Source organism: Muricoccus radiodurans (assembly GCF_050154705.1).
GTDB classification, from domain to species: Bacteria; Pseudomonadota; Alphaproteobacteria; order Acetobacterales; family Acetobacteraceae; genus Roseomonas; species Roseomonas radiodurans.
The window spans coordinates 932,049-953,864 of record NZ_CP189561.1 but is presented as its reverse complement, the minus strand read 5'-3'; the positions used below and the strand labels follow the sequence as shown (position 1 = coordinate 953,864).

The following is a 21,816-nucleotide window of genomic DNA, read 5'->3' as shown; positions in this document are numbered from 1 at the left end:
ACCCCGCCTTGCCCGGGTGGGCCGGGCCCGACTACCTTCCCCCGCCGCACGGAACCGCCCGCCAGAATGACCTCCCCACGCTACAAGCGCGTCCTCCTCAAGGTCTCGGGCGAGGCGCTGATGGGGGGGCGGGATTACGGGCTCGACAACGGCACGGTCCGCGCCATCGCGGAGGACGTGCGGGACGTCACCCGCCTGGGGATCGAGGTCTGCCTCGTCATCGGCGGGGGCAACATCTTCCGCGGCGTATCCGGCGCCTCGGCCGGGATGGACCGAGCCCAGGCCGATGGCATGGGCATGCTGGCGACCGTCATCAACGCCCTGGCCGTCCAGAACGCGCTGGAGAAGGTGGAGGTCCCGACGCGGGTCCAGTCCGCCATCCCCATGGCCAGCCTCTGCGAGCCCTTCATCCGCCGCCGCGCCGTGCGGCACATGGAGAAGGGCAGGGTCGTGATCTTCGCCGCCGGCACGGGCAACCCCTTCTTCACCACCGACACGGCCGCCGCCCTGCGCGCCGCGGAGATGGGCTGCGACGCGCTGCTGAAGGGCACGCAGGTCGACGGCGTCTACTCCGCCGACCCGCGGAAGAACCCGGACGCCGAGCGCTACGAGAGCCTCACCTACCTCGACATGCTCGCCCGCGACCTCGCGGTGATGGACGCTGCCGCCATCTCGCTGGCGCGGGAGAACAAGCTCCCGATCATCGTCTTCAACATCCACCAGCCCGGCGCCTTCACGGCCGTCATGAAGGGCGAGGGCCGCTTCACCACGGTCCACGAGCGCTGAGGAGGATTTCATGGCCGCCCCACCCAGCTTTCCCGACCTCCGAAAGGATCTCGTCCGCCGCATGGACGGCGCGATGGAGACCCTGAAGAAGGAGTTCGCCGGCCTGCGGACCGGCCGCGCCAGCCCCGCGCTGCTGGAGCCCATCCGCGTCGAGGCCTACGGCACCAACCAGCCGCTCTCCCAGGTCGCGAACATCTCCGTCGCCGGCCCCGGCCTCCTCTCCGTCCAGGTCTGGGACAAGAGCGTGACGAAGGCCGTCGAGGTCGCCATCCGCGACGCCAATCTCGGTCTCAATCCACAGGCCGAGGGCCAGGTCATCCGCGTTCCCCTGCCGCCTCTGACGCAGGAGCGCCGCAACGACCTCGCCAAGCAGGCCGCGCGCTACGCAGAGGCAACGAAAGTTGCTATCCGTGGCGTCCGCCGCGACGGGATGGAGCAGGTGAAGGGCTGGGAGACGAAGTCCCTGGTTTCGAAAGACGACGCCAAGCGCTGGTCGGACGACGTGCAGAAGCTCACGGACGACTACGTGAAGAAGACCGACGCCGCCCTTTCCGAGAAGGAAAAGGACATCAAGGCCGTCTGAGATGAGCGCCGCGACGAGGACCATCGCGGCGGAGGCCCGCACGGGCGGGGACTCCCCGGCCGTGCCGCGGCATATCGGCATCATCATGGACGGCAACGGCCGCTGGGCCGCCGCCCGGGGCCTGCCCCGCGCGCTCGGCCACAAGGCCGGCGCCGAGGCGTCCCGCCGCGCCATCGAGGCGGCCGGCGACATGGGCGTTTCCTGGCTCACCCTCTTCGCCTTCTCCAGCGAGAACTGGCGCCGCCCCGCGGACGAGGTGCGCGACCTCACCGGCCTCATGCGCCACTACCTCCGGCACGAGGTCGGCCAGCTCTTGGAGAAGGGGGTCCGCCTTCGGATCATCGGCGATCGCGCCGCCTTCGGTCCCGAGACGGTGGCCGAGATCACCCGCGCCGAGGCTGTGACGGCCGCGAACACGCGCCTGAACCTGAACGTGGCGCTCTCCTATGGCGGCCGTGCCGAGATCGCCGCCGCCGCCCGCGCCATCGCGGCCCGTGTCGCGTCCGGCGAGCTGGACCCGGCGTCGGTGAACGAGTCGACCCTGTCCGCGCACCTCGACACCGCCGGCATGCCGGACCCCGATCTCATCATCCGCACCTCGGGGGAACAGCGCCTGTCGAACTTCCTGCTCTGGCAATCCGCCTATGCGGAGCTGGTCTTCCAGGACGTCCTCTGGCCCGACTTCGACGCCGTCCACCTCCAGGCCGCCGTCGCCGAGTACCGTCGCCGCGACCGCCGCTACGGCGCCCGGACGGGCTGACCCGTGGCGGATAAGAACTGGCGCGACCTCAACAAGCGGTTCCTCTCTGCGCTCGTGCTCGGGCCGGCGGCGCTGCTCTGCGTGTGGCTCGGCGCGAACCCCTACACTGCGCTGATCGCCGTCGGCATCGCGATCCTCACCTGGGAATGGGTGCATCTCTGCGGGCTGAAGACGCGTCAGCTGCCGGGGGCCGGCGTTCCCGTCGCCGTCCTGCTGGCGGGCGCCCTGGCCGTCGTGGAATGGCCGCTGACGGCCTGGACCGTGCTGATCGCCGGCTTCCTCCTCACCTGGGCCTGGGCGGAGCGGCTGCGCGGCCGTGATCGGCCCGAATGGCCGGCCCTGCGCCTGGCGCTGGGCGTCCTCTACATCGGCATCGCCGGCCTCTGCCTCATCGAGCTGCGGCACGACAACGAGGCCGGGCGGGCCAACGTGCTCTTCCTGCTCCTCGTCGTCTGGTCGAGCGATGTCGGCGCCTACCTCGCCGGCCGCGCCTTCGGTGGCCCGCTCCTCTGGCCGCAGGTGTCGCCGGCCAAGACCTGGGCGGGCGCGCTCGGCGGTCTGCTCGTGGCCATGGCGATCGGAACGTCCGCCGCCCTCGTGCTCGCCCCCGGCCACGCCGGCCGGGCCGCAGCGGTCGCGGCCATCCTCGCCGTCGCGACCCAGGCGGGAGATCTGCTGGAATCCTGGATCAAACGGCATTTCAAGGTGAAAGACACGTCCAGCCTCATCCCCGGCCACGGCGGCCTGCTCGACCGGCTGGACGGGCTTCTCGCCGCCGCGCCGGTTGCCGCCTTGCTGGCAGCCCTCCTCGGCTACGGCGCGCCCCTCTGGCGATGACCCGCAGCGTCACGATCCTCGGCGCGACCGGTTCGGTCGGGCGCAGCACTGCCGCCCTGCTGGAAGCCGCGCCAGACGGCGCCTTCCAGGTCGAGGCGCTCGTCGCCGGAAGGGACGCGGCCGCCCTGGCCGACATGGCCCGTCGCCTCCGCGCCCGGGTCGCCGTGTTGGCCGACCCGGCGGGCCTGCCCGCCCTCCGGGACGCCCTGTCCGGCACCGGCGTCGAGGCCGCGGCGGGGGAGGCAGCGGTGCTCGACGCCGCCCGCCGGCCCGTGGACTGGACCATGGCGGCCATCGTGGGCGCGGCCGGGCTCATGCCGATCCTCGCGGCCCTGGCCCGCGGCGGCACCCTGGCCCTGGCCAACAAGGAGGCGCTGGTCTGTGCCGGCGACCTCGTCCTTCATGCCGCCGCCGCCTCGGGCGCCACCATCCTGCCTGTGGATTCCGAGCACAACGCGATCTTCCAGGCGCTCGATGCCCGCGACCCCGCCATGGTCGAGCGGATCATCATCACCGCCTCTGGCGGCCCGTTCCGCACCGCGGACCTGGAGACGATGCGCGCGGCGACGCCCGCCCAGGCGGTGCGACACCCTGTCTGGTCCATGGGCGCGAAGATCAGCGTCGACAGCGCCACGATGTTCAACAAGGGGCTGGAACTGATCGAGGCCGCCCGCCTCTTCCCCGTCCCCCCCGACCGCCTGGAGGTGCTGGTGCACCCGCAATCCGCGGTCCACGGCCTGGTCCAGTACGCGGACGGTTCGCTCCTCGCTCAGCTCGGCACGCCGGACATGCGGACGCCGATCGCCCATGCCCTGGCCTGGCCCGGCCGCATGCACGCGGACGTCCCGCGGCTGAACCTCGCCCAGCTCGGCTGCCTCGACTTCTTCCCGCCCGACCCGGTCCGCTTTCCCGCGCTGCGCCTGGCGCGCGCCGCCTTGATGGCGGAGGGCGGCGCCCCCACCATTTTGAATGCGGCGAACGAGGTCGCGGTGGGGCGCTTCCTGGAGGGTCGCCTCGGCTTCCTCGACATCGCCCGCGTGGTCGAGGACTCGCTGGACCGGATGGGCGCGCCGCCTGTCCCGGCGCTGGAGGCGGTGCTGGACCTCGACGCCGCCGCCCGCCGAACCGCCACCGAGCTCGCCGACCGCCTCGCCCTGCAAACCGACGCCTGATCAACCGACAAGGCCCAGAGACCGTGGACTTCCTGCCCGACCCCTTCCGCACCGTCCTGGCCTTCGTCCTGGTCCTCGGCGTCCTCGTCTTCATCCACGAGATGGGCCACTACCTCGCCGCCCGCTGGCGCGGCGTCTTCGTCGAGCGCTTCTCGATCGGCTTCGGCCGTCCCATCAAGGAGTGGACGGACCGGCGGGGCACCGCCTGGCAGATCGGCTGGCTGCCACTCGGAGGTTACGTGAAGCTGCACGGGCAGGAGAGCCCGGCCGACGTGACCGACGAGGAGCGGGCCCGCTGGCGCGCCGGCGAGACCTTCCACGACAAGCCCGTGGGCGACCGGGCCATCGTCGTCGCGGCTGGTCCCATCGCGAACTTCGCCCTCGCCGCGGTGCTCTTCGCCGCGCTGTTCAGTGTCGTCGGCCGCCCGGTCGGCACAGCCACGGTCGGAACCGTCGTCGCTGGCGGCGCGGCGGAACGGGCGGGGCTTCTGGTCGGCGATCGGATCACCGCCCTGGACGACCAGCCCGTGACCCGGTTCGAGCAGGTCCAATCCCACATCCAGCCCCGCGCCAACCAGCCTGTCCGCATCCAGATCCTGCGGGAAGGGCGTGAGCTGACTTTGACCGCCACCCCGACGCCCGCGCCGGGCACGGAGGCGACGGCCGCCCCGCGCGGCCTGCTCGGCGTCGGCGGCGGGGCGCCGGCCTACGAGCCCGTGGGCATCTTCTCCGCGATCTGGGGCGGCGTGGCCTACACGGCTGATGTCACGGTCCAGACGCTCGCGGGCATCTGGAAGATGATTTCCGGCCAGAGTGGCACGGGCGACATTGGCGGCCCGCTGCGCATCGCCCAGCTCTCCGGCCAGGTCGCGGAGATGGGCCTGGCCAGCCTCGTTTCCTTCATGGCGATCCTCTCGGTGAACCTCGCCCTGATCAACCTGTTCCCGATCCCCGTGCTGGATGGCGGCCACCTCGTCTTCTATGCGGCCGAGGCGATCCGGGGCCGGCCGTTGCCGCCGCGCGCGGTCGAGATGGGCTTCCGGGCGGGCTTCGCCCTGCTCGTCGCGCTGTTCCTCTTCGCGACCTGGAACGACCTGTCGAATTTCGGCCTCTTCCGCTGGGTCCGCGGCCTGCTGGGCTGACCGCTTCGCGGGGGTGGCAACCCTGCGGTCTTACGGCTAGGTTGCGGCCGACCAACCGGAACCGCCGGCACAGGATCACGCCTTGCACGCCTCGCTTTCCTCCCGGGCCCTGTTGCTGGCCGCCACCTTCCTCGTTCCCGTTCTGGCGGCCAGCACGGCCGACGCCCAGCAACGACGGCGCGCCGCCCCGGGCGCTGTCGCCCCGGGGGCCGCGCGCGCGGCGTTCGGCACGGTCGCGGGCATCGACATCCAGGGCAACCAGCGCATCGAGGCGGACACCATCCGCTCCTACATGCTGCTCCAGCCCGGCGACGCCTTCGAGGAGGACCGGCTCGACCGCTCCCTCCGCACGCTGTACGCCACCGGCCTCTTCCGCGACGTCCGCGTCTCCCGCCAGGGGGACCGCATCGTCGTCCGTGTCGAGGAGAACCCGATCGTCAACCGCGTGGCCTTCGAGGGAAACAGCAAGCTCAATGACGATACGCTGCGCAACGAGACGCAGCTTCGCGCCCGCGCCGTCTTCACGAGCCAGGCCGCGCAGTCCGACCGCAACCGCATCCTCGAGCTCTATTCCCGCCGCGGCCGTCTCTCCGCGACGGTCACGCCGCAGATCATCCAGCTCGATCAGAACCGCGTCGACGTCGTGTACGAGATCAACGAGGGCGACGTCGCGCTCGTCAGCCGGATCAACTTCGTCGGGAACCGCACCATCTCCGACAGCCGCCTGAAGGAGATCGTCGCGACGCGCGAGGCTGCCTGGTACCGCCCCTTCAGCACGACGGACACCTACGAGCCCGAGCGCCTGAACTTCGATCGCGAGCTGCTGCGCCGCTACTACCTGCGGCAAGGCTATGCCGACGTGCAGATCACCGGCGCCACCGCCGAGCTCGCGCCCGACCGCTCCGGCTTCTTCATCACCTACCAGATCGACGAGGGCCGCCGGTACCGCGTCGGCAACGTCGAGACGACCTCGGCGCTGCGCAACGTCACCGCGGACCAGCTCCGGCGCGAGGTGGATATCAGCCGCGGCGACTGGTACGACGGCGACGCGGTCGAGCGCATCTCCCAGTCCCTTTCGGACCGTGCCAACGAGCAGGGCGCGCCCTTCGTCGAGGTGACGCCGCGGATCAACCGCAACCGCGAGGAGGGCACCGCCGACATCACCTTCGAGGTGAAGGAAGGGTCCCGAATCTACGTCGAGCGGATCGACATCACGGGCAACGTCCGCACCCAGGACCGCGTGATCCGTCGCGAGATGCGCCTCGCGGAGGGTGACGCCTTCAACGCCGCGCAGGTGCGCCGCTCCCGCCAGCGCATTCGCGACCTCGGTTACTTCGGCGACGTCACCGTCTCCAGCTCGCCGGGCTCCGCCCCCGACCGGGTGATCCTGACCACGAACGTCGCGGAGCGGGCAACGGGCGAGATCTCGATCGGCGGCGGCTACTCGACGGATGCCGGCGCGCTCGCCGACATCGGCCTCCGCGAGCGCAACCTCCTCGGCACCGGCATCGATGCGCGCTTCAACGGCGTGCTGGCCCAGCGCCGCAGCCAGCTGGACGTGTCCGTGACCGACCCGTCCTTCCTCGACCGCAACCTCGCGGTCGGCCTCGACGTCTTCTACATCACGCGGGACCTGCGCAGCTATTCCGGCTACGAGGAGCGCCGCTACGGCTTCGCGATCCGCGCGGGCTACGAGTTCAACGAGTACCTGCGGCAGTCCTGGAACTACACGCTGTCGAACCGCAACATCTTCGACGTGGCCACGAACGCCTCGCTCTTCATCCGGGAGCAGCAGGGCACCACGTTGCTGTCGCAGATCGGCCAGACGCTCACCTATGACCGCCGCGACTCCCGCATCGATCCGCGCAGCGGCTACGTCGTGCGCCTCGGCACGGACGTCGCGGGCCTCGGCGGCGACGTCTACTACTTCCGCGGCCGCGTGGACGGGACCTACTACATCCCGCTGGAGCGCCTTCTCGGCGACCCGGATTACGTGATCGCGATCAACGCGTCCGCCGGCGTGCTGGAGCCGTTCAACAGCCGCGAAGAGCGGATCGTGGACCGCTTCTTCCTCGGCGGCGAGAACCTGCGCGGCTTCGAGACGGCCGGTGCCGGCCCTCGCGATCGCGCGACCAACGACAGCCTCGGCGGCCGCGTGCTCTGGACGCAGAGCACGGAGTTCCGCTTCCCACTGCCGATCCCGCAGGAGATCGGCATTTCCGGCCGCGCCTTCGTAGATGTCGGCAGCCTCAGCGGGTCCTCCTCGGGCTCGACCGTGGTGGACGACGCCTCGCCGCGCGTCGGCGCGGGCGTGGGTGTGTCCTGGCGCAGCCCCTTCGGGCTGATCAACCTCGACTTTGCCCAGGCCGTGGTGAAGCGGCCCGAGGACCAGACGCAGTTCTTCCGCTTCGGCTTCGGCACGCGGTTCTGAGAGAAGGATTCGGAGACTTCATGATGCCCGCGCGCCCTGCGCTCGTCGCCCTCGCGGCCCTGCTCATCCCCACCGGCGTTGCGCTCGCGCAGTCCGATCCCGGCTTCTTCATCCCCCCCGCGGGCGGTGGCGGCGGCGGTGCGCGGCCGGCGCAGCCGGCACCGTCCCAGCGTCCGCAGACGCCCCCGGCGACGCAGCAGCGCCCGCCGCAGCAGGCCCAGCGCCCGCCCACGCCGAATCCCGCGCCGCTCCCCGCCGGTCAGCCGCCGCCGACGGCCGTCATCGGCATCGTGGACGTGCCGGAGATCCAGCGCGCCTCCACCGCCTTCAACCAGGTGCGGGAGGAGATCGAGCGTCGCCGTCAGCGCCTGAACGACGACCTTCAGCGCGAGCAGACCCGCTGGCGGGAGGAGCAGCAGAACCTCGCGAACCAGCGCGCCACCCTGCAGCCGGAACAGCTCCGCACGCGGGAGCGGGAGTTGCAGGAGCGCATCACCGACAGCCAGCGCGTCTTCCGCGAGCGGTCCCGCGCGATCGAGGGCGTGGCGGCGACGGCCCTGCGCGAGATCGAGCAGGCCCTGGCCGTGGTGATCCGCCAGGTCGCGGCCAGCCGCAACGTCAACGTTGTCCTGCCGCGCCCGCTCGTCATCTTCAACGAGCCGCCCTTCGACCTGACGGACGAGATCACCGCCCAGGTGAACCGCGTCCTGCGCAACGTGACCTTGCCGCCGGAGGGCGCGCCGCCGCCGGCCGCCCCCGCCGCGGCGCCCGGGGCTGCGCCGGGCGCGGCCCCGGCCACGCCGCCGGCCGCTCCTGCCACGCCGCCGGCCCAGCCGCCCCGGCGCTGACGCCTTGGCGGCGGATCCCCGCTTCCACCCCGGTGCCGGTCCCCTACCGCTCGCGCAACTCGCGCGGGTGGCGGGGATCGCCTTGCCTGCCGACGCCGCGGACCGGACGGTCCGCGGCGTCGCGCCGTTGCATGACGCCGGGCCGGAGGAGGTCGCCTTCCACGCGGGCAAGAAGAATCTCGGCGCGCTGCGGGCCAGCCGCGCCGGCGCGATCGTCGTCGCGCCGGAGCACGCCGCCGCGGTGCCGGAGGGGAGCGTCGCCCTGGTCTCCCCGGCCCCCGTACTGGCCTATGCCCGGATCGCCACGCTCCTGCATCCGCCCCCGACCGCGAGCGGCACCCGGCACCCGACCGCCGTCGTGGAGCCCGGCGCCGAGATCGGCGAGGGCTGCGAGATCGGCCCCTACGCCGTCATCGGCGCCGGCGCCCGGCTCGGCGCGGACTGCATCATCGGCCCGCACGCCTCCGTCGGCCCGGGCTGCGTGCTCGGCGCCGGCTGCCGCGTCCTCGCCCACGCCAGCCTTTCCCACTGCCTCGCCGGCGACCGCGTGACGCTCCACCCCGGCGCGCGCGTCGGGAATGAGGGCTTCGGCTTCCAGCCCGACGCCACCGGCACCTTCGTGACCATCCCCCAGCTCGGCCGCGTCATCCTCGGGGACGGCGTGGAGATCGGCGCGAATGCCTGCGTGGACCGCGGCTCCATCGAGGACACGGTGATCGGGCCGGGCACGCGGGTGGACAACCTCGCCATGCTCGGACACAACGTCCGCACCGGCCGGGGCTGCGTCGTCGTCGCCCAGGTCGGGATCTCCGGCTCCGTCGTGCTCGGCGATTTCGTGACGCTGGCCGGGCAGGCCGGCGTCCGGGATCACGTCACCATCGGTAGCCGGGCCCGCGTCGGCGCGCAGGCCGGCGTCATCGACGACATCCCGCCCGGCCAGGACGTGTTCGGCACGCCCGCGATCCCGGTGCGGGAAGCCCTGCGCGCCTCCGCCATGCTGCGACGGCTGGCGCGCGATCGGAACAGCACCCGCCGCCCGGGCGGGACGGACGGAACGGAATGAGCGGGCAGGACGACACGCAAGGCACGACGGGCCCCGAAGGCCAGACCATCGGCACCCTCGACATCATGGGGGTGATGGAGGCGATCCCGCACCGCTACCCCTTCCTTCTGGTGGACCGGGTGGTGGAGCTGGTGCCGAACGTCAGCGCCATCGGCGTGAAGAACGTCTCGATCAACGAGGGCTTCTTCCAGGGCCATTTCCCCAGGGAGCCGGTGATGCCCGGCGTCCTCATCGTCGAGAGCATGGCGCAGACCGCCGGCGTCCTCGTCGTCACGACGCTGGGGGAGGGCTCGAAGGGCAAGCTCGTCTACTTCATGAGCGTCGAGGGCGCGAAGTTCCGCCGTCCCGTGCGGCCAGGCGACCAGCTCCGCATCCATGTCACGAAGGATCGCCACCGCGGGAACGTCTGGAAGTTCAACGGCGTCGCCAAGGTGGATGGCGTGACCGTCGCGGAAGCCACCTACACCGCCATGATCCTCGACAAGTGAGCGCCGCCGAGATCCATCCCTCCGCGATTGTGGAGGAAGGCGCCGTGCTTGGGCAGGGAGTCCGCATCGGGCCCTGGTGCACGGTCGGCGCGAACGCGGTGCTGGAGGACGGCGTCCAGCTCGTCTCCCACGCCGTGGTGGACGGCCGCACACGGCTGGGGGAGGGCGTCACCCTCATGCCCTTCGCCTCTGTCGGCCTGCCGCCGCAGGACCTGAAGTACAAGAACGAGCCGACGCGCCTGGAGATTGGCGCGCGCACCCTGCTGCGGGAGCACGCCACCGTCCACCGCGGCAGCGTGGGCGGGGAGGGGGTGACGCGCATCGGCGCGGACTGCCTCATCATGGCCTGCGCCCATGTCGGCCATGACTGCCAGCTCTCGCACCACGTCATCCTCGCGAACAACGTCATGCTCGGCGGACATGTGGAGATCGGGGACACGGTCTTCGTCGGTGGCGGCGCCGCGGTGCACCAGTTCGTCCGCATCGGCCGGCAATCCGTCGTCGGCGGCATGAGCGGCGTGGAGCGCGACCTCATCCCCTACGGTGCCTGCCTCGGGGACCGGGCGCGGCTGACCGGGCTGAACATCATCGGCCTGCGCCGCCGCGGCTTCGAGCACAGCCGCATCCTCTCCCTCCGCGCCCTCGTCGCCGACATCTTCACCGGAGAGGGCGAGCGCGCCGACCGCCTCGGCCCGGCGCGCGCCCGCTGGGGCGATGACCCGGCGGCGGCCGAGATCCTGGACTTCCTGACCGCCCGCAGCCGTCGCCGCTTCATGGGCATGCGCCACCATGGGGCTCAGAATGACGAGGCGGCCGGGGAGGCGGCGTGACCGAGACCTCCCCGCTCGGCATCTTCGCCGGGGCGGGCGACATGCCGCTGCGCATCGCCGCCGCCGCGCAATCGGCCGGCCGCGGCGTGCGCGGCGTGCTGCTGGAGGGCTTCGCCGATCCCCGCGCCTGGGCGTCCTACCGCACCATCACCCTCCGCCTCGGCGCCCTCGGCTCGTCCGTGGAGTGGTTGCGCCGGGAGGGCGTGCGAGACCTCGTCCTGACCGGCCAGGTGCGCCGCCCCTCCTTCCTGACGCTTTTCCCGGACGCGGCCTCCGCCAAGTACATCGCCCGGATCGGCAAGCGGGCGTTCCAGGGCGATGACGGGCTGCTCTCGGCCTTGCGCGACGTGCTGCGGGAGGAAGGCTTCTCCCTCATCGGCCCGAATGCAGTGCTGGGCGGCCTCCAGGCCCCGCCGGGCCTCCTCACCCGGGCCGCACCGGATGGGACCGCGCTGGCGGACATCGCCCGGGGCGTCCTCGTTGTGAAGGCGCTCGGCGCGCTCGACGTCGGGCAGGGCGCGGTGGTGCAGCAGGGCCTCGTCCTCGGTGTCGAGGCGTTCGAGGGAACGGACGCCCTCATCGCCCGCTGCGGCGCGCTGCGGCGGGACGGCCCGGCCGGCGTGCTGGTGAAACTCGTGAAGCCTGGCCAGGACCGGAACCTCGACCTGCCGACCCTCGGCCCCGCCACCGTCCACGCGGCCGCCGCCGCCGGGCTCCGCGGCATCGCCTTCGAGGCGGGCGGGGCCCTGCTGGTCGAGGCTGACGAAGCCGTGCGCCTGGCCGATGAGGCCGGTATGTTCCTTCTCGCCATCCGCCCCGATGACCATGTGGGGGCCGCAACACCGGGAGCAGCGCCATGAGCGACACCGCCCAGAAGGGCCGATTCCTGCACACGATGATCCGGGTGGGGAACCTGGACCGAAGCGTCGGCTTCTACACGCAGATGTTCGGCATGCGGGAACTCCGCCGGAACGACGTGCCCGCGGGCCAGTATACGCTCGCCTTCGTCGGCTACGGCGGCAACGCACAGGGCGAGGCGGAGATCGAGCTGACCTACAACTACGGCACCGAGAAGTACGAGCTCGGCAACGCCTTCGGGCACCTCGCGATCGGTGTGCCCGATGTCGCGGCGGCCTGCGACCGGATCAGGGCGGCCGGCGGCAAGGTGACGCGGGAGGCTGGGCCGGTGAAGCACGGCACGACGATCATCGCCTTCGTCGAGGACCCGGACGGCTACAAGATCGAGCTCATCCAGCGCCAGTAAGCCCGAGGTGTGACGCCCGACCCGCTTCGCCTCGTCACCGACGCCGTCTCCCGCACCGGGGAGGCGGCGCTGGCCCTCGCGGGGCGGGAGCGGTTGCGCCTGGGCGTGACCGGCCTCTCCCGCGCGGGCAAGACGGTCTTCCTCACCTCGCTCGTCGCGAGCCTCGTCGCGGCGGGCGCGGGGCGCCGGACCCTGCCGGGCCTTGCCGTGACCGGTGGCCGCCTGCTCGGCGCCCGCACCATCCCGCCGGGCATCGAGGCCACGCCGCGCTTCGACGCGGAGGCGCACCTCGCCGCCCTCGCGGCCGATCCGCCCGCCTGGCCGGCGCGGACGGATGACCTCTCGACCCTCTCGGTCGTCCTGAAGCTCCGCCGTCACGGCTTCTACGGACAGGTGCTGCCGGACCGGGAGGTGACGCTCGACCTGCTCGACTATCCCGGTGAGTGGCTGCTCGACCTGCCGATGTTCGACCAGGACTTTGCCGAGTGGTCGGACCAGACCCTGGCGCGCCTGCGCAAGGGGCTGCGCGCCGCGCCATCGGCCGAGTTCCTCGCCTTCGCCGACAGCCTGCCGGTCACGGCCCCCGCTGAAGATTCCCTCGCCCGTCGCGGCCACGCCCTCTACCGCGGCTTCCTCGGTGTGGCGCGGGACGAGATCGGCCTTCGCTTCCTGCAGCCCGGCCGCTTCCTGAACCCCGGTCCGGGTGGCGACGCGCCGATCCTCTGGTTTTTCCCGCTGCCGGAGGCGGCGCGGGACAGCCCGCTCGGCCTCCTTCTCGCGCGACGGTACGACGCCTATCTGCGCGACCAGCGGGACCGCTTCCTCGACCCTGTCTTCCGCCGTTTCGACCGCCAGGTCGTGCTGGTGGACGTGCTCGGCGCCCTGCACGCGGGCCGCGATGCGTTCGAGGACACGGCGGAAGCCCTGGCCGCCATCTCCGCGACTCTCCGCTACGGCCGTGGCCTGCTGGACCGGCTTACGGGCGGCCTCCTGCGGGACGGCATCGGGCGCGTCGCCTTCGCCGCCACGAAGGCCGATCACGTGCCGGAAGTCAGCCGCGACAACCTCGCCTCGCTCCTCGCGGATTTGGTGGACGCGCCGCGGCGGCGCGCGGAGGGGGCGGGGGCGGGCGTCTCCGTCCACGCCGTCGCCTCCATCCGCTGCACGCAGGAGGCGACCGCGACGCATGAGGGCCGCGCCGCGCCGGCGGTGCGCGGCGTCCTGCTGGAGAACGGTCGCTGGGCGACTGTGGACCCGGGCGTCGTCCCCTCCCGCCGGCCGCCCGAGAGCTTCTGGAACGCGGCCTATTTCCAGATGCCGGTCTTCCGGCCGCCCGTGCTGGACCTCCACGGCGCGGCCGGGGTTCCCCATCTGGGGCTGGACACCCTGTTGTCCGCCCTGATGGACGACGCGCTGTGAGGCCGCACGCATGAGCGAGACGCGCACGATCGACCCGCCCCGCCGCCCGCGCATCCTGATCGAGGAGGAGGCTGGCCCCGCCCGCCTCGACCTGGACTGGGAGGCCGGGGTGGCGCCGGTACCGGTGCCGGCCGCCGGGCTCTCCACCGCCTCGCTCGTCGCGATCGGCGTGGCGACGCTCATCTTCGGCTTCTCCGCCATGGCGGCGGGAGGCTACGTCGCGGACCAGTTCAACCGGTCCACCTGGCTCGGCTGGCTCGCGCTGCTGATCGCTGTGGCGGGCTTCGGCGCGATCCTCGCGGGCGTGGCGCGGGAGTTCCGCGCCCTCTTCGCCCTCCGGCGCGTGGACGCGGCGCGGGAGGCCTTCGCGCGGGGCGACTTCCCCGCCGCGAAGGGCTACGCGATCGCCTGGGCGGAAGAGGTCCCGCTGGCGATTCCACACCTTCCGGCGCTGCGCGCCGCGCCGGACCTAGCCGCCCTGCGCGCCCTGCTCGAATCCGGACCGCTCGGGGCCCTCGATGCCGAGGCCCGCGCCTTGGGCCGCATGGCCGCCATCCAGGGTTTCGCCGCCACCGCCATCAGCCCGTCCCCCGCCTGGGACGCGGCCGTGATCGGCTGGCGCGGGCTCCGCCTTGTGCGGCAGGTCGCGGCGCTGCACGGGCTACGGCCCGGCGTCGCGGCGACGGCGGCCCTGCTTCGCCGCGCCGCCTTCAACGCCGCCGCGGTGGCCGCGACGGACGTCGCGACCGATGCCGCCGTGCGCGCCGTCGTCACCAACCCGCTCCTCGCCCATGTCGTGGGCGACGCCGCGACGGGAGCCGTGGCCGCCCGCCGCCTCACCACTCTCGCCCGCGCGACCGAGAGCGCCTGCCGCATCCTGCCCCGGCCCGTCTGACGGGCCGAGGCGGGATCAGCCGACCGCGTCCGCGATCCGGCCGAGCGACTCCTCCCGCCCCAATGCGGCCAACACCGCGTCGATCGGGGGCGATTGGGTGCTGCCGGTCAGCGCAGCCCGGAGTGGCTGGGCCACGGCGCCGAGCTTCCGACCCTCCGCCTCGGCGAAGGCCCGCAGCGCCGCGTCGAGCGCCATCCGGTCCCACGCCGCCTCGCCCAGCGCTGCGGCGAGCCGGCCGAGCATGGCCCGCCCGTCGCCCTCCAGCAGCGCCGCCGCCTTCGCGTCGGGCTTGATGGGCCGCGGCAGCAGGGCGAAGCGCGCCCCCTCGGCCATCTCGATCAGCGTGCGCGCGCGGGGCTGGAGATCCGGGATCAGCGCGGCCACCCGGGCCTCGCCGGTCGCGTCGGCCCGCACGTCCTTCGCGGCGAGCACACGCAAGACCTCCGTTGCCAGCCGCGAGGCGTCCGCCGCGCGAATATACTGGCCGTTGAGGTGCGAGAGCTTCGCGTAGTCCATGCGGGACGCCGCCCGCCCGACATCCTTCAGCTCGAAGAGCTCGATGGCGCGGTCGCGCGGCACGAACTCCTCATCGCCGTGCCCCCAGCCGAGGCGCAGGAGGTAGTTGCACACCGCCTCCGGCAGGAAGCCCTGGTCGCGGAACTCGAGCGCGCCCACGGCGCCGTGGCGCTTGGACAGCTTCGCGCCGTCCGCGCCGTGGATGAGCGGCACATGGGCGAATTCCGGCCGGGTCCAGCCCATGGCGTCGTAGACCATGCATTGCCGGAAGGTGTTGGTGAGGTGGTCGTCGCCCCGAATGACGTGGGTGATGCCCATGTCATGGTCATCGACCACGACCGCGTGCAGATAGGTCGGCGTGCCGTCGGAGCGGAGGATGATCATGTCATCCAGCTCCGCGTTCCCCACGCGCACCTCCCCCTGCACGAGGTCGCGCACCACCGTCTCTCCCTCCCTCGGGGCCTTGATGCGGATGACCGGGGCGATGCCTGCCGGCGCCTCGGACGGGTCGCGGTCCCGCCAGCGGCCGTCATAGCGGGGCGGGCGGCCCTCGGCCGTCGCGCGCTCGCGCATCGCGACCAGTTCCTCCGCCGTGTCGTACGCCAAGTAGGCGGCGCCCTTCGCGAGCAGCTCCCGCGCGACCTCCGCATGCCGCGACTCCCGCGAGGTCTGGAAGACCGGCGCCTCGTCCGGGGAGAGGTCGAGCCAGCGAAGACTCTCCAGGATCTGCTCGACCGCCTCCGGTGTGGAGCGGGCGCGGTCCGTGTCCTCGATCCGCAGCAGGTACTGCCCGCCGTGGTGCCGGGCGAAGAGAAGGTTGAACAGCGCGGTCCGGGCCCCGCCGATGTGCAGGTAGCCGGTGGGCGAGGGGGCGAAGCGCGTGCGGACGGTCATGGTCTCGGTCCCGGGGGGCGGCGTACCTAGCACCATGGCGCACCGCTGTTGAGGGACCGTGGTCTGCGTGACGGCGCGGGAGGATGACGTGCCAACCGTGTTGGTCGAGCCGAGCCGGGCGGTCACAATCGCCTGTTGTGGCCCCGCGCGTTGGACGCCGACATCGCCTAGGCTGGACGGGCGCATGTCCCTCCACCTCGTCCCGGCCACCGCAACGCCGCGCCTCTCGGACCGCCTGCTCCGGCTTGTCGAAGGCCAGTGGGACCGCTGGCCGCTCTGGCTGCCCGTCGCGATGGGCGTGGGCGTGATCGGCTACTTCGCGCTTCCCGCCGAGCCGGGACCGGGCCCTCTGTTCCTGCCGTGGCCGCTGCTCGCCCTGGCGCTGCTGCTCCGGCGCCGACAGCCGCTGTTGGCCGCCGCGGTCGCGCTTCTCGGCGCCGTGGCGCTCGGTTTTGCGGCCGCCTCTTGGCAAAGCCGGACGGCGCCGCCGCTGCTGGACCTGCCGAGGACCGCCGTCATCGCGACTGGCCGTGTCGCTGCCGTGGACCTTCTGCCCGAGGGCCGTCGCGTCACGCTGGAGGGGGCGCGGCTGAATGACGGCGCGCCGCTCGGGCGCGAGATCCGGATCCGGCTCCGCACGGCGGACCCGGCCCGGCCCAAGCCGGGCGACGCGCTCACGGTCCGTGCCCTCATCCGCCCCCCTGCACCGCCGGCCTATCCCGGCGCATGGGATTTCCAGCGCAATGCCTTCTTCTCCGGACTTGGCGGCTCCGGGTTCGCGATCGGGCCGGCCACGGTCGTCCCAGGAGAGAGCACCCCCGTTTTTGCGGGACTTCGCGCCCACATCGACGCGCGCGTGACGGCGTCGCTTCCCGGTGCCACCGGCTCCGTCGCGGCGGCCCTGCTGACTGGGTCCCAATCCGCGATCCCGCCGGACGTGCTCGCGGCGCTGCGGGATTCGGGGCTGGCCCATCTTCTGTCGCCGTCCGGCCTGCACGTCGCGATCGTGATCGGGCTGGGCTATGTCGTGATCCGGCGCGTGGTGGCCGCGATCCTCTGGCTGGCGCTGCGGCTGGAGACGCGGGGATTCGCCGCGGTGGCCGGGCTGGTCCTGGGCGGCGGCTATACTCTGCTGACCGGCGCGGGCGTGCCCATGGTCCGGTCCTTCGCGATGGCGGCGCTGGCCACGCTGGCGATCCTGACCGGGCGACGGGCTCTGTCCCTTCGCGGCGTGGCGCTCGCAGCAGGGGTGATCCTGCTCGTCTCGCCCGCCGCGCTGCTTGGCCCCTCCATGCAGATGTCGTTCGCGGCCGTGCTGGCCCTGGTCGCCGCGGCGGAGGCGATGCGGGCTCCGTCCCGGGCGCTGCGGTCGCGGGGCTGGTGGGGGCGGGCCGCGCTGGCGCTGATCGGGATGGTCATGACCTCGGTGATCGCCGGCGCGGCCACCACGCCCTTCGGGCTGCACCATTTCGGGCGGTTGCAGCTCTATGGCGTGGCGGCGAACGCGGTTGCGGTCCCGCTGACCTCCTTTCTCGTCATGCCCGCAGGCGCCCTCGCGCTGCTCCTGATGCCTCTCGGGTGGGAGGGACCAGCGCTCGCGGCCATGGGGTGGGGAGTGGACGGCACCATCCTGGTCGGGCGGACCATCGCGGCCTGGCCGGGTGCGGCGCTGACCGCCGCTCCCATCCCGGCCTGGGGCATCGCGGTGTTCGGTCTCGGGCTTTGCTGGGTTTGTCTCTGGCGGGGAAACTGGCGGTGGCCAGGAATCGCGATGATGGCCGCCGGCCTGCTCTCGGGCTCGACCGTCACGGCGCCGGACCTGCTCGTCTCGGCGGATGCGCGGCTGATCGCCCTCTCCACGCCGCAGGGAATCTTCGTCGAGCGGGCCAGCGGTGCCAGTCGGCTGACGCGGGAGAGCTGGCTGCGGAGTTGGGGCGAGGACGGAGCCCAGCCCCTGCCCGCCACCGGCACAGCGGCGGAGGGGCGCATCACCTGCGCCGGGACCGCCTGCGTCCTCCGTCCGCATCCCGAGGGAGCGGCTGCCGCGCTGCTGCGCCGGCCCCCGCCAGAGACGCCGCGCCGACGCGGGACCCCGGCACCGCCGGTTCCACCGGTGCGGGCCGAGACGGGATGCGGACAGGCAGAGCTTCTCGTCTCGGCGGAGCCGATCCGGGGACGATGCCGCGACACGCCGATGCTGGACCGGTTCAGCGTCTGGAGGGACGGGGCGCACGCAGTCTGGCTCGGCCGCGGCGGCGCCGTCGTGCTGTCGGATCGCGGCTTCCGCGGCAACCGTCCTTGGGTTCCGCCCGTCCCGGAGCCTCGGCCGAGACCGCCGTCCGAACCGGCCGCCGAACGGGACCCGGGCGGGGAAGCCGACCCATCGGCCCCAATGGAATAGCGCAGCATCAGGTGTCTATCGCGGATTCCTGCGTCGTGATCTCAGACATGAAAAACCCCGCCCGGTTGCCCGGGCGAGGCTTATCGTGTGGTGCAGGAGATCAGTTGTAGCGGCGGACGAGGCCGACCAGCTTGCCCTGGACCCGCACGCGGTCCGGTCCGAAGATGCGGGTCTCGTAGCGCGGATTGGCGGCCTCCAGGGCGATGGAGTTGCCGCGCCGGCGGAGGCGCTTCAACGTCACCTCGCCCTCGTCCACCAAGGCCACGACGATGGCACCGTTCTCTGCCGTGTCGCCGCGCCGGATGATGACGGTGTCGCCGTCCAGGATGCCGGCCTGCTCCATCGAATCACCTGCGACCTCCAGCGCGTAGTGCTCACCACCCCCGAGCAGTGCGGCGGGAACCTCGACGCTCTCGCCGCCGTCGCGCAGCGCCTCGATCGGAAGACCGGCGGCGATCCGCCCGTACAGGGGGAGCTGCACGGCTGCAGCGTCGTTGGCAGTTCGGACCGCACCCGCCAGATTCTGCGCGAAATTCCCGCGGATGACGTTCGGCGCGAAGGCGGGCGTGGCCGTGGACGCCGCTGAGGCGGAAGCCGTCTTCGGAGACAGGCTCTCGGGCAGGCGGATCACCTCCAGCGCGCGGGCGCGGTGGGCGCGCCGCTTGAGGAAGCCGCGCTCTTCCAGCGCCGTAATGAGGCGATGGATGCCGGACTTGGACTTCAGGTTCAGCGCCTCCTTCATCTCCTCGAAGGAGGGGGAGAAGCCGGTCTGGCGGAGGTGCTTGTCGATGAAGGTGAGCAGCTCGTGCTGCTTCCGGGTGAGCATGCGACTTCTCCCTGCGGGGCCCCGGTACGGGCTTCGGGTGCGCACGAACAAACGGGCAACCCACGCGGAAGTTCTAGAAAAGTTCTTTCGAGCCGGTCAAGAACGGATGACGGGAAATTCAGACGCCCAGCGTCGAAAGTTCGATGACGGACACGGGTTCCCCGGCCCTGGCCGCAGGCGCGTACGGGGCGCGGACCAGAAGTGCGTCCGCCCGGGCCAGGACGGTCAGCATCGAACTGTCCTGCAAGGAAAACGGCGTGGCGACGAGCGCGCCCGACGCGTCCGCCGAGAGGGTGGCGCGCACGTAGTCCTCCCGCCGGTCATTGGCGGGCAGGTCGGTGCCGAGCAGCGCGGGGCGGCGGGGCGTGGGTCCGGCCGGGGCGCCGGAGAGGCGCGCGAGGGAGGGAAGGAGAAACAGCACCGCGCAGACGAGGGCGGACACCGGGTTTCCCGGGAGCCCGAGCAGCGGCGTGCCGTGCAAATGCCCGAAGATCAGCGGCTTGCCCGGCCGCATGGCGATCTTCCAGAAGTCCAATGAGAAGCCCTCCGGACCGAGGGCGGCCTGGACCAGGTCGTGGTCGCCGACGCTCGCGCCGCCGGTGGTGACCAGCAGGTCGCAGCGGGCGGCGGCGCCCGCGATCGCGGCGATGGCGTCCCGGTCGTCGGGCGCGATGGGCAGGACAAGCGAGTCGCCCCCGCCTGCGCGGATGAGCGTGGCCAGGGCATGCGCGTTGGAGGAGACGATCCCTCCCTCGGGCAGCGGATCGCCGGGAAGGGCAATCTCGTCGCCGGTGGCGAGGATGCCGACCCGCGGGCGGCGGTGGACCGTCACCCAGGGATGGTTGCCGGCGGCAGCCAGGCCGATGTCGCGGGCGGTCAGCTTGCGGCCGGGGGACAGCAGGGTGTCGCCGGCGGCGAAGTCGAGGCCAGCGCGCCGGATGTGGCGTCCGGCGCGCGGGGCCTCAGTGGCAGTAACCCGGCCATCCGCGGCGGTCGCGTCTTCCTGGAGGAGGATGGCGTCGGCGCCGGGTGGGACGAAGCCGCCGGTGAAGATGCGGACCGCCTCGCCCGGGCCGACCTGGCCGGGGAAGGGGTGGCCGGCGGGCGCCTGACCGATCACGCGCAACGGGGTGCCCACGGCGGCGTCGGCGGCGCGAAGGGCGTAGCCGTCCATGGCGGAGACGGCGGCGGGCGGCTGCGTCAGGCGAGCCGCGACGGGAGCGGCGAGGACGCGGCCCCAGGCCTCGGGCAGCGCCACCGTCTCCGGCCCCGTGGGGGGCAGGCCGTCGAGGATGCGGGCGAGGGCGTCCGCGACCGGGATCACGGGCGGGGCGTCACGTCTTCCTGCGCGACGTAGTCGCCGGAGCGGCCGCCGGACTTGCTGTGGAGGCGCACGGCCTCGATCTGCATGGCACGGTCGGCGGCCTTGCACATGTCGTAGATCGTCAGGGCGGCGACGGTGACGGCGGTCAGCGCTTCCATCTCCACGCCGGTGCGGCCGGTGGTGCGGACGGTGGCCTCGATCTCCACGGCGTCCGGGGCGGAAGGGGTGAGTTCGAGCGCCACAGAGGAGATCGGGAGGGGATGGCAGAGGGGGATGAGGTCGGCGGTGCGCTTGGCCCCCATGATGCCGGCGAGGCGGGCTACGCCGAGGACGTCACCCTTGTTTGCCCGGCCCTCGGTGATGAGGGCGAGGGTTTCTGGGCGCATCACCACGCGTCCCCGGGCGGTGGCGGTGCGGACCGTCTCGGGCTTGGCGGAGACGTCCACCATCGCCGCGCGGCCGGCGGCGTCGAAATGAGTAAGGGGGGAGCTCAAGCGGCGCCGATGAGGGTGCGGACGGCGGCGCCGACGTCGGGTTGGCGCAACAGGTGCTCGCCGACCAGGAGGCAGCGGGCGCCGGCGGCGGCCATGCGACGGACATCGTCGGCGGTGCGGATGCCGCTCTCGGCCACGGGGATGCGGTCCGCGGGGATCAGGGGGGCCAGGCGCTCGGTCACGGCGACGTCGGTGACGAGGGTCCGGAGATCGCGGTTGTTCACGCCGATGAGGCGGGTCTCGAGGCCGAGGGCACGCTCCAGCTCGGCCTCGTCATGGACCTCGGCGAGGACGCTCATGTCGAGGGCGCGGGCGGCGTCCTCGATCGCGGAGGCCTCTTCATCCGTCAGGGCGGCCATGATGATGAGGACGGCGTCGGCACCCATCGCCCGGGCCTCGAAGACCTGCCAGGGGTGGATCATGAAGTCCTTCCGCAGCACCGGCAGGCGCGTCGCCGCGCGGGCAGCCTGGAGGTGCTCGGGGCGGCCCTGGAAATAGGGCTCGTCCGTCAGGACGGAGAGGCAGACCGCGCCGGCCGCCTCGTAGGCCTGGGCGATCTCGGCCGGATCGAACGGGTCGCGAATCAGGCCGCCGGACGGAGAGGCGCGCTTGATCTCCGCGATGAGGCCGACGCGGCTGTCCGCGACGGCGGTGCAGAGGTCCTGCATGAAGGGGCGCACGGGATCGGCGTCGCGGGCGCGGCGCTCGATCTCGGATTGCGAGGCCTCCTGCATGCGCGCCTGCACCTCGGCGCGCTTGTCCGACAGAATGCGTCGGAGCGTGTCCGAGAGTGCGGGGTTCGTGTCCATGGCGGGCGGTTCGTGCGGCCGCAGGATGGTCGCC

At 72.6% G+C, this 21,816-nt stretch carries 21 protein-coding genes; 16 read left to right on the top strand and 5 right to left on the bottom strand.

Annotated features, from left to right (window positions below; genetic code table 11):
* The first annotated feature begins 66 nt into the window (after positions 1-66).
* The 15 genes from pyrH (at position 67) to ACP6CK_RS04595 (ending at position 14,518) form a co-directional block, all read left to right on the top strand.
* Positions 67-786, top strand: a complete 720-nt coding sequence (gene pyrH / locus ACP6CK_RS04665) for a UMP kinase (RefSeq protein ID WP_426957720.1) — start codon at positions 67-69, stop codon at positions 784-786.
* Between the two features lie 10 nt (positions 787-796).
* Complete coding sequence (frr, locus tag ACP6CK_RS04660; RefSeq protein WP_426957719.1) at positions 797-1,369, top strand: ribosome recycling factor; 573 nt, start codon at positions 797-799, stop codon at positions 1,367-1,369.
* 1 nt (position 1,370) lies between these two features.
* A complete protein-coding gene (locus ACP6CK_RS04655) occupies positions 1,371-2,129 on the top strand; it encodes an isoprenyl transferase (protein ID WP_426957718.1) in 759 nt (252 codons plus the stop codon).
* 3 nt (positions 2,130-2,132) lie between these two features.
* Positions 2,133-2,966 carry a phosphatidate cytidylyltransferase gene (locus ACP6CK_RS04650; RefSeq protein ID WP_426957717.1) on the top strand — a complete coding sequence of 278 codons (834 nt, stop codon included), beginning with the start codon at positions 2,133-2,135 and terminating at the stop codon, positions 2,964-2,966.
* On the top strand, positions 2,963-4,138 hold the full coding sequence (gene dxr, locus ACP6CK_RS04645) for a 1-deoxy-D-xylulose-5-phosphate reductoisomerase (protein ID WP_426957716.1): 1,176 nt from the start codon (positions 2,963-2,965) through the stop codon (positions 4,136-4,138). The genes ACP6CK_RS04650 and dxr overlap by 4 nt, the downstream gene beginning before the upstream one ends.
* A gap of 23 nt (positions 4,139-4,161) precedes the next feature.
* On the top strand, positions 4,162-5,280 hold the full coding sequence (gene rseP / locus ACP6CK_RS04640; RefSeq protein ID WP_426957715.1) for an RIP metalloprotease RseP: 1,119 nt from the start codon (positions 4,162-4,164) through the stop codon (positions 5,278-5,280).
* An 82-nt stretch (positions 5,281-5,362) separates the two neighbouring features.
* Positions 5,363-7,711, top strand: coding sequence for an outer membrane protein assembly factor BamA (bamA, locus tag ACP6CK_RS04635; protein WP_426957714.1), 2,349 nt, complete (start codon positions 5,363-5,365; stop codon positions 7,709-7,711).
* Positions 7,712-7,731: 20 nt separating this feature from the next.
* The gene (locus ACP6CK_RS04630; protein ID WP_426957713.1) at positions 7,732-8,559 is read left to right on the top strand and encodes an OmpH family outer membrane protein; all 828 of its coding nucleotides are present in this window, start codon (positions 7,732-7,734) and stop codon (positions 8,557-8,559) included.
* A gap of 4 nt (positions 8,560-8,563) precedes the next feature.
* A complete protein-coding gene (lpxD, locus tag ACP6CK_RS04625) occupies positions 8,564-9,622 on the top strand; it encodes a UDP-3-O-(3-hydroxymyristoyl)glucosamine N-acyltransferase (RefSeq protein WP_426957711.1) in 1,059 nt (352 codons plus the stop codon).
* Positions 9,619-10,110, top strand: a complete 492-nt coding sequence (gene fabZ, locus ACP6CK_RS04620) for a 3-hydroxyacyl-ACP dehydratase FabZ (RefSeq protein WP_426957709.1) — start codon at positions 9,619-9,621, stop codon at positions 10,108-10,110. Before lpxD ends, fabZ begins: the two co-directional genes overlap by 4 nt.
* Positions 10,107-10,940, top strand: a complete 834-nt coding sequence (gene lpxA / locus ACP6CK_RS04615; protein ID WP_426957707.1) for an acyl-ACP--UDP-N-acetylglucosamine O-acyltransferase — start codon at positions 10,107-10,109, stop codon at positions 10,938-10,940. Before fabZ ends, lpxA begins: the two co-directional genes overlap by 4 nt.
* Complete coding sequence (locus ACP6CK_RS04610; protein ID WP_426957705.1) at positions 10,937-11,800, top strand: LpxI family protein; 864 nt, start codon at positions 10,937-10,939, stop codon at positions 11,798-11,800. The genes lpxA and ACP6CK_RS04610 overlap by 4 nt, the downstream gene beginning before the upstream one ends.
* Positions 11,797-12,204, top strand: a complete 408-nt coding sequence (gloA, locus tag ACP6CK_RS04605) for a lactoylglutathione lyase (RefSeq protein ID WP_426957703.1) — start codon at positions 11,797-11,799, stop codon at positions 12,202-12,204. Before ACP6CK_RS04610 ends, gloA begins: the two co-directional genes overlap by 4 nt.
* Before the next feature lie 9 nt (positions 12,205-12,213).
* Positions 12,214-13,623: a YcjX family protein gene (locus ACP6CK_RS04600; RefSeq protein WP_426957701.1), complete on the top strand. Its 1,410-nt coding sequence runs from the start codon at positions 12,214-12,216 to the stop codon at positions 13,621-13,623.
* A 10-nt stretch (positions 13,624-13,633) separates the two neighbouring features.
* A complete protein-coding gene (locus tag ACP6CK_RS04595) occupies positions 13,634-14,518 on the top strand; it encodes a DUF697 domain-containing protein (protein WP_426957699.1) in 885 nt (294 codons plus the stop codon).
* 15 nt (positions 14,519-14,533) lie between these two features.
* Here the strand turns inward: ACP6CK_RS04595 and gltX are convergent, their stop codons facing one another.
* Positions 14,534-15,928, bottom strand: coding sequence for a glutamate--tRNA ligase (gene gltX / locus ACP6CK_RS04590; RefSeq protein ID WP_426957697.1), 1,395 nt, complete (start codon positions 15,926-15,928; stop codon positions 14,534-14,536).
* A 184-nt stretch (positions 15,929-16,112) separates the two neighbouring features.
* On the opposite strand from gltX, the gene ACP6CK_RS04585 reads away from it, so the two are divergent.
* The gene (locus tag ACP6CK_RS04585) at positions 16,113-18,329 is read left to right on the top strand and encodes a ComEC/Rec2 family competence protein (RefSeq protein WP_426957695.1); all 2,217 of its coding nucleotides are present in this window, start codon (positions 16,113-16,115) and stop codon (positions 18,327-18,329) included.
* Between the two features lie 100 nt (positions 18,330-18,429).
* Here ACP6CK_RS04585 and lexA read toward each other — a convergent pair whose 3' ends face one another.
* The 4 genes from lexA to trpC all read right to left on the bottom strand — a co-directional run bounded on the left by lexA (position 18,430) and on the right by trpC (position 21,782).
* Positions 18,430-19,155: a transcriptional repressor LexA gene (gene lexA, locus ACP6CK_RS04580; protein WP_426957693.1), complete on the bottom strand. Its 726-nt coding sequence runs from the start codon at positions 19,153-19,155 to the stop codon at positions 18,430-18,432.
* Between the two features lie 118 nt (positions 19,156-19,273).
* The gene (locus ACP6CK_RS04575; protein ID WP_426957691.1) at positions 19,274-20,479 is read right to left on the bottom strand and encodes a molybdopterin molybdotransferase MoeA; all 1,206 of its coding nucleotides are present in this window, start codon (positions 20,477-20,479) and stop codon (positions 19,274-19,276) included.
* Positions 20,476-20,973: a cyclic pyranopterin monophosphate synthase MoaC gene (gene moaC / locus ACP6CK_RS04570; protein ID WP_426957689.1), complete on the bottom strand. Its 498-nt coding sequence runs from the start codon at positions 20,971-20,973 to the stop codon at positions 20,476-20,478. Before moaC ends, ACP6CK_RS04575 begins: the two co-directional genes overlap by 4 nt.
* A complete protein-coding gene (gene trpC, locus ACP6CK_RS04565; protein ID WP_426959870.1) occupies positions 20,970-21,782 on the bottom strand; it encodes an indole-3-glycerol phosphate synthase TrpC in 813 nt (270 codons plus the stop codon). Before trpC ends, moaC begins: the two co-directional genes overlap by 4 nt.
* Positions 21,783-21,816 lie beyond the last annotated feature (34 nt).